This window comes from Candidatus Bathyarchaeota archaeon, assembly GCA_026014685.1.
GTDB lineage: Archaea > Thermoproteota > Bathyarchaeia > Bathyarchaeales > Bathycorpusculaceae > Bathycorpusculum.
Map to the genome: position 1 here is coordinate 54,988 of JAOZHW010000012.1, position 11,546 is coordinate 66,533.

12 protein-coding genes and 1 rRNA gene are annotated in these 11,546 nt (G+C 48.3%); 9 read left to right on the forward strand and 4 right to left on the reverse strand.

The features are described from left to right. Window positions 1-10 precede the first annotated feature (10 nt). The 8 genes from NWE96_09650 to NWE96_09685 all read left to right on the forward strand — a co-directional run bounded on the left by NWE96_09650 (window position 11) and on the right by NWE96_09685 (window position 5,893). Complete coding sequence (locus NWE96_09650; protein ID MCW3984241.1) at window positions 11-643, forward strand: V-type ATP synthase subunit E; 633 nt, start codon at window positions 11-13, stop codon at window positions 641-643. Next, complete coding sequence (locus tag NWE96_09655) at window positions 633-2,402, forward strand: V-type ATP synthase subunit A (protein MCW3984242.1); 1,770 nt, start codon at window positions 633-635, stop codon at window positions 2,400-2,402. The genes NWE96_09650 and NWE96_09655 overlap by 11 nt, the downstream gene beginning before the upstream one ends. Window positions 2,403-2,408: 6 nt before the next feature. After that, window positions 2,409-3,806, forward strand: a complete 1,398-nt coding sequence (locus tag NWE96_09660; protein MCW3984243.1) for a V-type ATP synthase subunit B — start codon at window positions 2,409-2,411, stop codon at window positions 3,804-3,806. A 6-nt stretch (window positions 3,807-3,812) separates the two neighbouring features. Beyond that, entirely contained in the window at window positions 3,813-4,469 is a 657-nt protein-coding gene (locus NWE96_09665) for a V-type ATP synthase subunit D (protein ID MCW3984244.1), read from the forward strand. Then, window positions 4,453-4,902, forward strand: a complete 450-nt coding sequence (locus NWE96_09670; GenBank protein MCW3984245.1) for a universal stress protein — start codon at window positions 4,453-4,455, stop codon at window positions 4,900-4,902. The genes NWE96_09665 and NWE96_09670 overlap by 17 nt, the downstream gene beginning before the upstream one ends. Before the next feature lie 30 nt (window positions 4,903-4,932). Beyond that, window positions 4,933-5,067 carry a hypothetical protein gene (locus tag NWE96_09675; protein MCW3984246.1) on the forward strand — a complete coding sequence of 45 codons (135 nt, stop codon included), beginning with the start codon at window positions 4,933-4,935 and terminating at the stop codon, window positions 5,065-5,067. 117 nt (window positions 5,068-5,184) lie between these two features. Continuing rightward, the gene (locus tag NWE96_09680) at window positions 5,185-5,502 is read left to right on the forward strand and encodes an ATP synthase subunit C (GenBank protein ID MCW3984247.1); all 318 of its coding nucleotides are present in this window, start codon (window positions 5,185-5,187) and stop codon (window positions 5,500-5,502) included. Between the two features lie 157 nt (window positions 5,503-5,659). Next, complete coding sequence (locus tag NWE96_09685) at window positions 5,660-5,893, forward strand: hypothetical protein (protein ID MCW3984248.1); 234 nt, start codon at window positions 5,660-5,662, stop codon at window positions 5,891-5,893. Between the two features lie 8 nt (window positions 5,894-5,901). On the opposite strand, the gene NWE96_09690 is transcribed toward NWE96_09685, so the two are convergent. The 4 genes from NWE96_09690 to NWE96_09705 form a co-directional block, all read right to left on the reverse strand. Continuing rightward, the gene (locus tag NWE96_09690; GenBank protein ID MCW3984249.1) at window positions 5,902-6,813 is read right to left on the reverse strand and encodes a phosphatase PAP2 family protein; all 912 of its coding nucleotides are present in this window, start codon (window positions 6,811-6,813) and stop codon (window positions 5,902-5,904) included. 77 nt (window positions 6,814-6,890) lie between these two features. After that, the gene (locus NWE96_09695) at window positions 6,891-7,031 is read right to left on the reverse strand and encodes a hypothetical protein (protein MCW3984250.1); all 141 of its coding nucleotides are present in this window, start codon (window positions 7,029-7,031) and stop codon (window positions 6,891-6,893) included. A 502-nt stretch (window positions 7,032-7,533) separates the two neighbouring features. Further along, window positions 7,534-8,916 (reverse strand): SPASM domain-containing protein, encoded by a 1,383-nt coding sequence (locus NWE96_09700; protein MCW3984251.1) that lies wholly within the window; start codon window positions 8,914-8,916, stop codon window positions 7,534-7,536. Continuing rightward, window positions 8,909-9,100 (reverse strand): hypothetical protein, encoded by a 192-nt coding sequence (locus NWE96_09705; GenBank protein MCW3984252.1) that lies wholly within the window; start codon window positions 9,098-9,100, stop codon window positions 8,909-8,911. The genes NWE96_09700 and NWE96_09705 overlap by 8 nt, the downstream gene beginning before the upstream one ends. Before the next feature lie 1,854 nt (window positions 9,101-10,954). On the opposite strand from NWE96_09705, the gene NWE96_09710 reads away from it, so the two are divergent. Further along, window positions 10,955-11,546 (forward strand): 16S ribosomal RNA (locus NWE96_09710); the annotation flags it as partial.

The window sequence follows — 11,546 nt, forward strand, 5'->3', positions numbered from 1 at the left end:
GGTATATTGATTGAGTGTTAAAAGTGGCGTTGCAGCGATTGCAGACGAAGTGTTAGGCGACGTTCAGAAAGAAGCTGAAGCCATCCTCTCTGCTGCTGAAAGTCAAGCAAAAGAAACCCTGCGCAAGGCCAAAGAGCAAGCCGACCGCTCCTTCCACGCCACGGTTGCTGAAGCCAAAGAAAAGGCGGAGGCTGAAAAACGCAAGAGGGCTTCTGTTGCTGAAGTTGAAGTAAGAAATCGCTTGCTAAAAACTAAAGAAGACCTCGTGGATGAAGCCTTCGAGAAAGCTTTGGTGGAGCTTAGGGGTTTTGTTGAAACCGACAAGTATCAAGCATACCTCCTCGACCTCATCGAGAAAATCGCTAAAAAGATGGATCAAAAAGTTCTCGTGGTGGAAGTTAACGCTAAGGACAAAGCTTTGTTAACCCAAGAAAAGTTAAAGAAGACCTCAAATAAACTTGGCGTTGAACTCAAAATTTCTAAAGCAACTCCAAATTACCTCGGGGGCTGCAAAGTTCAGTCGGAAGACGGAAAAATCGTCTACGACGGCACCCTCGACAATCGCCTCGCGGAACTCAAACCGCAGCTGCGGGCGAAAATCGCAAAAACCCTCTTCGGAGAAGAAACAAAAGATGGTGTCTAAAGGAAGCGTTATACGAGTAGCAGGCCCAGTCGTCGAAGCCAAAGGCCTCCACGACGCTGTTATGCATGAAATGGTTGAAGTCGGCAACGCCGGTTTAATCGGCGAAATCATCCGTCTCGAAGGCGACTACGCCACAATCCAAGTCTACCAAAACACCACTGGACTAAAACTAAACGAACCCGTCTTGGGCACAGGCAGCCCGCTGTCCGTCGAGTTAGGGCCAGGACTTTTAGGCAACACCTTCGACGGCATCCAGAGGCCACTGGAAACCATACGTCAACTCACAGGCCCCTTCATAAAGCAAGCACGCGGAGTCACAGCGTTATCAAGAGAAAAAAAATGGGCATTCACTCCAAAAGCAAAAGTCGGCGACAAGGTTTCAGCAGGCGACATCTTGGGTGTAGTGCAGGAAACCGATCTGGTGGAACACCGCATAATGGTTCCGCTGGGCCTGGAGGGCAAAGTTGTGAAAGTAGCCAAACAAGACGACTACACCGTGACAGAAACCATCGCCACATTGGAAGCCAACGGCGCCAAAACCGACGTGACTATGCTGCAAAGATGGCCAGTCCGTACACCTCGACCGCACACGCGGCGGCTAGCCGCTTCAACTCCGTTAATCACGGGGCAACGCGTAATCGACACGTTTTTCCCCATAGCCAAAGGTGGAAGCGCAGCCATTCCCGGTCCCTTCGGCGCAGGCAAAACCGTCACCCAGCAGCAACTCGCCAAATGGTCAGACGCAAACATAGTTATCTACGTGGGCTGCGGGGAACGCGGCAACGAAATGGTCGACGTGCTGGATACTTTCCCTAAACTGCTTGACCCAACCACAGGGCACCCCCTCATGGAGCGCACAATCCTAGTTGCAAACACCAGTAACATGCCTGTTTCCGCACGTGAAGCCAGCATCTACACAGGCATCACACTCGCAGAGTACTACCGCGACATGGGCTATGCCGTCGCGTTGATGGCTGACTCCACCAGCCGATGGGCAGAAGCACTTCGAGAAGTCTCAGGCAGACTCGAAGAAATGCCTGCCGAAGAAGGCTTCCCAAGCTACCTGCCCTCTCGCCTCGCCGAATTCTACGAGCGCACAGGCGTCGTTGAAACCTTAGGCAGCGACAAGCGGGTGGGCTCAATCTGCGCCATCGGAGCCGTTTCACCCCCCGGCGGAGACTTCTCAGAACCCGTCACGCAGCACACTAAACGCTTCACCCGCGTCTTTTGGGCACTCGACGCAGAATTGGCAGATGCAAGGCATTATCCGTCGATTAACTGGATGGCAAGCTACAGCGGCTACATCGCCGAACTCGCAGGCTGGTGGCACAATAACGTTGATGAGAAATGGAACAGTTACCGCGAGGAAGCCATGCGCATCTTGCAAGCAGAAGATGAGCTGAAAAACATCGTTAAACTCGTCGGCCCCGAAGCGCTCCCAGACAAGCAGCGCCTGATTCTGGAAACCGCCCGCATCATCCGCATCGCTATCCTGCAGCAGAACGCGCTTGATCCCGTTGACACTTACTGTTCTCCGCAGAAGCAGTTTAAGATGTTAAAAATAATCGTGGACTTCCATCACTTAGCAGAAAACGCCGTCACTAAAGGTGCGCCAATCTTCAAAATCACCGAGCTACCCATAACAGAGGACATTATGCGTATGAAAAACAGCATCCCAAACGACAAACTTGAGGAGTTGGATTTGCTGGATAAGAAGATGTATGATAACTTTGCAATGTTGGAGGCCACGTTGAGGTAGAAGTTTATGGCAGGCATCGGCTTAGAGTACAAGGGATTATCTTCAATTTCAGGGCCCATCATAGTCGTCGAAAACGTCCGCGACGTCGGCTACGACGAACTAGTATCCATCAAAACCCCCGACGGCGAAACCCGACTAGGCAAAGTCATCCAAGTCACCCAGAAAGCCGTCACCGTACAAGTCTTCGAAGGCACCACAGGGCTCTCGCTCTCCCAAACCCGCACCCGCTTCCTCGGTCGACCGCTGGAAGTGCCAGTTTCCTCGGAAATGTTGGGTCGAGTCATGAACAGCTTCGGCGAACCCATCGACGGCCACCCACGCTTCTTCACCGAAGAAAAACGCGACGTCAACGGTTACCCCCTTAACCCCAATGCACGCGAGTACCCTAAAGACTTCATTCAAACAGGCATATCCGCCATCGACGGCTTAACCAGCCTAGTCCGCGGCCAAAAACTCCCAGTCTTCAGCGGCCCCGGTTTATCACACAACGAACTCGCCGCGCAAATCGTGCGCCAAGCCCAAATCCGAACCGCTAACGAACCCTTCAACATCGTCTTCATCGCCATGGGATTAGAGCACGACGACGCAGCGTTCTTCAAGAAAAGCTTCGAAGAAACGGGCGCCATAAAAAACGTCGCCATGTTCCTCAACTTAGCCGAAGACCCGCCAGTTGAACGTATCATTACTCCCCGCGCAGGCTTAACCCTCGCCGAATACTTGGCTTTTGAAGAGGATTCGCATGTGCTTGTGGTTATGACGGATATGACTAACTACTGTGAGGCGCTCCGTGAAGTCAGCTCATCTATGGAGGAAGTGCCCAGCCGCAAAGGTTACCCTGGCTACATGTACAGCGACTTAGCCAGCATATACGAACGTGCAGGCAGAGTTATCGGCAAAAAAGGCAGCATCACGCAGATGCCCATCTTAACCATGCCAAACGACGACATAACCCACCCCATCCCAGACTTAACAGGCTACATCACCGAAGGCCAAATCGTCTTGAGCCGCACCCTTGAGAAGCAGGGAATTTATCCACCCATCTACATCTCCACCAGCCTCTCGCGACTGATGAAAGACGGCATAGGCAAAGGCAGCACCCGCGAAGATCACGCCAACGTCTCCAGCCAACTCTACAGCGCATACGCACAGTACAACTCAGTTAAATCTCTTGTGACAATCATCGGCGAAGAAGGCTTAGGCACACGGGACAAAGAGTACCTGCGGTTTGGGGAACGCTTCGAAAAGACGCTTATCAACCAAGGCCGAAACGAGAACCGAACTATCGAGCAAACCCTCGACATAGCTTGGGATGCACTTAGCGATTTGCCTGAAGAGGAATTGACTTCGATTAAACCTGAATACATCAACAAGTATTTGCCCAAAACCGATACTGAGGTAAAGTAAGCAGACATGTCTGCGGAAAACATCAGCCCAACCAGAATTAACCTCATACAAACCAAAAAAACTCTCAACCTCGCAGAGTCAGGACGGGAAGTGCTAGAACGCAAACGCGACATCCTGCTGCGCGAGTTACGCAACAACGTCTATGACGCGCAGAGAACCCGCGAGGAACTGCTGGAGGTTCTAGCTCAAGCGTACCGCAGCCTAAAAGAAGCCAACATGGCAAAAGGCTCAGAAGGCATAGCCAACACGGCACTGACATCCAGTCATGAGGCAACTTTTGAGATGGATTCCCGCAGCATCATGGGCGTCGCCGTTCCAGTCGTAAACTACAAAGCCAATCCTGAACTCAAACCCAACTACGGCTTCGCCAACACCAGCGCCGAACTCGACCGCGCCTTCACAAAATTCAACGAACTCCTCCCCATACTTGCCCATCTAGCTAAAGTTGAAGGCACAACCTTCCAAATAGCCAACGACGTGCGCCGTACACAACGCCGCGTCAACGCCCTAAACCACGTGCTTATCCCAAGGTACCGTGCGACTGCAAAAATGATTGAAATGGTGCTTGAAGAGAAAGAAAGAGAAGAATTCGTACGCACCAAACGCATAAAGAGCCTCATTAAAGGACACGAGAAAGAGTTGAAGCATGATGAAAAAGTTTAGCCCCCAAACAATCCAAAAAATTTTAGTCCCCGTAGATGGCTCCGCTTACAGTAACCGCGCGGCGGAATACGCCATGGGCATCGCAAAGCTCCACAACGCCCAAATCTTGGTTGCCTACGTGGTTGACGAAATCGTCATAGATCAATTCTCAAAACCTGTGGAACGTGAAGCGGTGGAAGAGGAACTTAAAAATGACGGACAAAGATTCACTAAGCACGCGTTAGGCTTAGCTGAAAAGGAAGGCGTCAAGGCAACTTCGATGCTGGTTAAAGGGCGACCTTTTGAACAGATCGTGAACTTAGCCAAAAGCTTCAATATCGATTTAATCGTTATGGGCACTTATGGGCATCGGGGCGCAGAAAGAATCCTCATAGGCAGCGTTGCTGAACGGGTCATTGAGTATTCTCCTTGTCCAGTGCTTGTCGTGAAATAATTGTTCTGCTGTGAAAAGCAAATGTCGTCTTTGAAAAAAATAGAAACCGACTACAACACCTACATAAAAAATGTTGAAGAAAAAGCGGCAGCAAGCAAAGAAAAAATCCGCCAAGACCTAAACTCCCTCAGAGAAAAAGCCGCTCAATTTCCTTCAACCCCATAATTTCGCCCTCATCCAAGAGAAGAATTGTCAACTAAGAAAAAAGTTAATAGCCACCTTAGTGTGCAGTAACATTAGCATGGAGTTTGACGTGAGTTGAAACGAAAACTGTTGCTATTCGTGATAACAACGCTCGTGCTCATCCCCCTTATGGGTTTAGCGGCTGCCTTTACCGTCCAAACAGTCCAACAAGAAACCCCCACAACCACAACACCTGTTTCTTATGACCGCGTTGCCCTCGCCTTCTCTGCTATGTTGGCCATCGGCATCCCTGCCATAAGTGCTGGCTTAGCAATTTCATCTGCTGGCAGCGCCGCAATCAGCGCGTTAACTGAGAAACCTGAAACGTTCTTCAGAAGCTTTCTTATCGTTGCGTTGGCCGAAGCGTTAGCGATTTACGGTTTAATTATGGGTATTTTGCTGTGGCTTAAACTCTAGAGCAACTGCAACGGCTATCCCCAACGTAAACCGCTCAAAATTTTTTCTTTATTTTTGCTGATTCAGTTTTGTTATTTAATTTGTTGTAGGTGTTTGGCGGGTGCTCCTTAAATACAAGTATTACTTTTTATCTAATTAGTATTACTGAGGTTTGGGGATGACACAAAACCAACAAGAAATACTCACAATCAAACAACACCAACTACAAAAAATATTCCAAGAAATCGACGACGAACTCACCATACTCGCCGCCACCGCAAAATTCAACCACACAACCTGCAAAACCGATGCAAACCACCTAAAACTCACCCTCGCCTACATCGAAGACACAACCCAACTCGTAAACCTACTAAAAAACCGCCTAACACTTCTAATCCAAACCACAAGCTAAAACCAAAATCAACTACACTGCGGAAGCAACTTACCCATCCTGCGACTTCTCTTAGAAATCAGCGACAAAACCTTTTCCACAACCAAAAACGCCACTGCAGCATAAGCAATTCCCCCCAAAACATCTACGAAATAGTGCTCACCCAAGTAGACCGCGCTAAACCAAACCCCAATGGGAAAAATCAGAGTAAGTAACCCTTTCTTTTTCCAGACCTTAATGGCAAAGAGTGAAATCAGGAAGGGCAGTGCGGAGTGCATACTGGGGAAAGCAGCGTAGAGGTTTGGGCTTAGAAAATCGAAAACTGTACGATAAACAGGAATGCCCAAGTTGACGTCTACTGAGTCTGTTAGAATTCGTATGACTTGTGGGACTTCTATCCATGGTGGCGCTACTGGATAGAACAGGAAAGTGACTAACGCGCCATAGGTGCATAAACCGAAGCTGATAGTGTATTTCCAGTAGTTTGGAGGGCTAATTCTCCAAAGTATGTAAGCAAAGATTGTTGGCGCAAAAAAATGAAGCGAATAAAAGAAAGCACCCAAATAGTCCAGCACCTCTAAGCGTATTGTCTGCTGCAGGAGCAGGCTTGGCAGTTGACCCCCAAACATAGCCAACTCAAGATTAAAAGGCCCCGAATGCAGATTACTTTGAGATATGGCGCCTACGATGCCGTACATGATTTCGTAGGACACAAAAACTGTGATGAACGGCAGCCAATCTTTGAGGAAACGCCAAGATGTTTTGTTGTATGCAGCGTAAATGAGGAAACCTAAGATTAAAAACTCTGATCCGGGGATGATGCTGTAGGTAACGCTGAAAACCCCTACCGCCAACAGGTATAGAGCTGGAAAAAGCAACGCGAAGAACCGTGAAGAGCGATAATCAAGCGATGATTTTTTCTTTTCTTCTTGCTGTGCCATCCCTTAAAGTAACCAACTTAGCCCAAAAAACCACTACAAACTATATAGTACTTTCCCAGAATTCAGCCGTTAACGAGTCAGTCGTCGATGACTTCTATCATTTCTCTACCGCAGCACCACGGCGCCTTCTCTACGTTACGTTTAACGTCGCCTGTGCAGGAAAGCTCAAATTCGCTACGGATTTTGCGGCCGCATTTGGTGCACTCAAAGGTTGGCATAAAAAAGTTATCTGATGGTAGCCGTAATAAAAGTTGCGCGCGTTGGGGGCAACCGAGTTAGTGCTGAGAGGTAAACAGATTTTTATTTGATCAAGCATAACGCTGATGAAGAGAGGAAGGTTAACTTAAAAACAAGCAAACAAATTCAGGAAGAGAGAGGGGAAACACACCTTCGCCTGTTTTTAAGCTAACCTTTTGATAACATCTATCCCTGCTGTAAGATAAATAACGATGTGACTGTACACCTACAGCAACACCTGCTTCCACACAAAAAGGGAGTGTTAAGCGGATTTGGCCACGCGCTGCCGCCGAGTGAGCACAAAAACAATTTGCGCCCGTGCCTCCTTCGGTGGTAGCAGCCGAACCCGCTTAACTTCGTCGGGCACCAGACACGCTCTTCCACACAAGAAACTAGTCTCGCAGATGAGGATAAAAGAAGATGCTGGTGCAACACTGATGCAACAAAGCGATAAAAAAGAATGTTGAGTTTAGTACTTTAAGGCTAGTTTGGTTTCTGGGCTTTCAGTGTAGCGTTTTCCCGCTTGAGCGTAACGTTCTCAGCTATCAGAGTGCATATGACTTGTTTTAGTTGCTTCTGTACTTCCTCGTTTACCTTGCTGGCATTGATCTGGGCGGTGAGTGCTGCAAGTTGCTGCTGAATTTCAACCGAAAGGCTACTCTGTGCAGATGTGGTTGTACTCATTTTTTGCGCCTCCTTTGGTGTTGTTTTACCCGAACAGCCACAGGGTTTATGCTGCGGGTTCGAATTCGTTTTTTTGTATTGCTTCTGGAAGGTTGGGTTGTCCTGCAGGGACTTGCATAGGTCTCCGAGGGTTTCTACTATGAGTTGCTTTATGGTGCAGAACGTTTCTGGGTTGACATGCGGCGTATCAAAGAGGTCGTAGTTCATGGCTATGCATCCACCGCTGCAAGCTTTCTTATAGTTGCAGGCTAAGCACTTTTTCGGCTCCTCACAGTACGGCGCAATCTTTTGCCAGCTCTCAATCCACTGCTTGTATGTTGCGTTAAAGCCATCGTATATGTCACCGATGCAAATCTTGTGTGAATCGATGAAACGATGACAAGGATAGAGCTTGCCGTCATAGTCAACTCCGACTGAACCGTTGCCTAAGCCGCATCTTGTGCACCATGGCCGAACAGTCTGGGTTAGAGCAGCATTGGCGTCGCGGACAAACATGCTAAAGACTGGTTTGCCTTCTGCCATCCATTTTTTGTAGTAACCACCGAAGACTTGCAGTTCATTTTTAAGTGTTGCAAGGTTTTCTTGTGTCCATTCCACTTCATAAGCGAAATCAACTGCTAAATTGGTTAGGTTGTGATCTTCCACGACGGTTCTGATCTGATCTGCTAAGCCCTTAACGGTTGAGGGTGTTACTGTCCAGCGGATTTGCGGCGTAGGATTTAGTGCTTTCCTAACGAGGGATAGCCCTTTCCAGGCGTCGTCCCAGCTGCCAGTGCCGTCAGCGTAGACTCTGTTGGCGTTGTGGCTTTCTTTTGGTCCATCGATAGAGAGAAGCAAACCAAAGTTAACCTGCTTCATCCACGCCACCTTCTCCTCATCGATCAATGTAGCGTTTGTGGTTGCTCCAAAGTTCCACTTGTAACCTTTAGCGCGGCATTTCTCGACAATGTACTTGATGGTGGGCCAGTTGCATAGGGGTTCTGCGCCGAAGAACCAGAATCTTCCGTCTGGGCTTAGGTACTTTTCTGCGAAGTTGATGAGTTGATCTGCGGTTTCGGTGGTCATGGCTTTGCAGGGTTGTTCTTCGTTTAGTTTGTAGACAAAGCAGTATTTGCATTTGAGGTTGCATTTAGTGCTGGTCCACACTGTGAGTTCTTTGATTTTTTGCGCTGGCTCATTCAAGGGTTATCGCCTTCTTCTTTTGAGCACGCCCAATCAAGTCAAGTTCGATTAGCGTTTCCATGACTACTTCTTTTATGCGGGCATCGGTTGGTTGGGGGAATGTAGGGTGAGGAGGGTGTGCCTGATTAGAAGCAGGTACGGGTGCTTTTGGGGGTGTTTGTTGGTTTGGGTTGGGTTGAGTCATTATTGTCACCGCCGCTTAGGGCACATAGTATCCAGGTGGACAGTACTGGTCCATTTCACAGCCAACATAGCATTGCTGGCAGTCTTGGCAGGTAATTTGGCATCCTTGGCAACTAGTTTCGCAGGGATTCTGGCAGGTTTGGCAGGAGTAACAGGGCTGGCATGTTTCACATATTTGGCAACTGGTGTAATATGACACGTCACAACTCATGCTACCTTGACATGTAACACAGGTTTGGCATCCTTGACAGGCAACTTCGCAACCGCTCTGACAGTTTAGGCAGGTGACTTCGCAGCCAACTTGGCAACTTTGACATTCGTATTGACAAGCTTGACAGGCCATGTAACAGGCTTCCATGCATGCAATACAAGCCGGCCAACAGGTCTGCGCGCTTACACAGGTTACGCAATCAAAATAGGCCACTATTTCGTGTCCTTCCATTCCGGTAGGTACATCCTGCCAATGAACAGTGTAGGGGTTGACTGCGCCTTTTGAATTACCATCTACTTCGACGTTAGTTAAGCCGTTACTCGACATGTTGAAGGTTTTACCGCTGAATGGTATAGCGAATGGACCAGGCGTTGGCGTGATACTTCCTGAGCCAACTGTTCTTGAAGTGATTGTTGGACAGCATGGTTTGGTTCTGTATATCCGGTATACATTGATGCAGGGGGTATCAGCCATATAAATGGAGACGTTGCTACAATTCTTTAGTTTGACCCGATTATTACTGTGTGGATTATATCCGGGTAGAGACGCAATGTTGTATGTTGGGAAAAAACCATGAGACGCCTGATTGCTAATATAGTAGTCTGCAAATTTTGTGTCATTTAAATATGCCTCTAAGTGTACATCCGCCGTTGCCGCAGGTGAGGTAACGTAAACTTGATTGAAATTAAACTGGCAAATTTGTTCCCCGAGGTAATTGTATGCGGGTTGGCTACAATCAGCATTGTCCCAATTGAAGCTCCATTCATATGAGCCATTCGGTTCGATTGTGATATTTAACCCGTGTTCAAAAGTTGTAAAGCTTTTTCCACCGCATTTCTCTTGATTACAAGGATAATCATCACGGGTTGCATCGAATGCATCATAGGTCCCACGAGGATCCTCACCTGAGCACGAGCCTTGCTCATTTATACTAACCATTTCATATACGCGGATGATCTGTATATCATCGAGTATAACAGTCGTATTAGGGTTTGTGTTTCTTATTCTTAGTTTATTTCGAACGTTTTCGTCATAATTTTCTGCTTGCGAAATCAGCCACAGCCCACAGAAATCCCAAAACAGACACTGAAGCCAAACGCATCCGCCGCCGCTTTCTGCTGGTCGGTGTTGAAAAAAGGAGGTTACTCGGCAACAACACCTAACGAAAACCCAAAAACCCCCAAACAAACCTCAACTCGCAGGAGCATTAAACCACAAAAAGCTTGTCGAAATGTTAAAAAACATTCAACACCATGTTTTATTGCTGAAATCCTGTTCACATTTAGCTCGCGTAGTAGTTAAGCGAGTTTATGTGATGCAGAAAAGAAACCTTTATATGAATTAAGGGTACTTCTGTTAGAATTCAGCTATAATTGCTAGCCCCGCAATTTCTACATGGCGGCGGCTCAACCCGTACCGCAACGGCGTCTGCCTAATGGGATGATGGTGTTGGCCTCCAATTGCGGGGACACGTATGTGGACCTGACTAATTGCTCAGTTAGGTCTGAATTGGGCTTTGACGTATAGAGTGGAATGTTTCTCCCTCCAAATCCAGTTAAGTAAGAATGCGAGGAAGATGTGTAAATCAAAATATTCGTACCACACAAAAAACAAAATATCCGACAGAACAAATCGGAGTGCATAACTCCGGTTGATCCTGCCGGACCCCACTGCTATCGGGATAGGACTAAGACATGCTAGTCGAGTGACTCAGGCAAAACGAGTCACGGCGCACAGCTCAGTAACACGTGGCTAATCTGCCCTTGAGACGAGAATAACCCCGGGAAACTGGGGCTAACTCTCGATAGGCGAAGAACTCTGGAATGAGTCTTCACCCAAAAAGCTTCACGTTATCCTCGTGAAGTCGCTCAAGGATGAGGCCGCGACCGATCAGGTTGTTGGTGAGGTAATGGCTCACCAAGCCTTTTACCGGTGCGGGCCGTGGGAGCGGGAGCCCGGAGATGGGTACTGAGACAAGGACCCAGGCCCTACGGGGCGCAGCAGTCGCGAAAACTTTGCAATACACGAAAGTGTGACAGGGCTATCCCGAGTGCCATCCGCTGAGGAAGGCTTTTACCCAGTCTAGAACGCTGGGGGAATAAGGAGAGGGCAAGTCTGGTGTCAGCCGCCGCGGTAATACCAGCTCTCCGAGTGGTGTGGATGTTTATTGGGCCTAAAGCATCCGTAGCTGGCTAAGTTAGTCCCCTGTTAAATCCACCGAATTAATCGTTGGATT

Bases quoted from the DNA above. Each gene is read 5' to 3' on its own strand.
- NWE96_09655 (MCW3984242.1), top strand. From the start codon at position 633: ATGGTGTCTAAAGGAAGCGTTATACGAGTAGCAGGCCCAGTCGTCGAA.
- NWE96_09660 (MCW3984243.1), top strand. From the start codon at position 2,409: ATGGCAGGCATCGGCTTAGAGTACAAGGGATTATCTTCAATTTCAGGG.
- NWE96_09665 (MCW3984244.1), top strand. From the start codon at position 3,813: ATGTCTGCGGAAAACATCAGCCCAACCAGAATTAACCTCATACAAACC.
- NWE96_09670 (MCW3984245.1), top strand. From the start codon at position 4,453: ATGATGAAAAAGTTTAGCCCCCAAACAATCCAAAAAATTTTAGTCCCC.
- NWE96_09685 (MCW3984248.1), top strand. From the start codon at position 5,660: ATGACACAAAACCAACAAGAAATACTCACAATCAAACAACACCAACTA.
- NWE96_09690 (MCW3984249.1), bottom strand. From the start codon at position 6,813: ATGGCACAGCAAGAAGAAAAGAAAAAATCATCGCTTGATTATCGCTCT.
- NWE96_09695 (MCW3984250.1), bottom strand. From the start codon at position 7,031: ATGCCAACCTTTGAGTGCACCAAATGCGGCCGCAAAATCCGTAGCGAA.
- NWE96_09705 (MCW3984252.1), bottom strand. From the start codon at position 9,100: ATGACTCAACCCAACCCAAACCAACAAACACCCCCAAAAGCACCCGTA.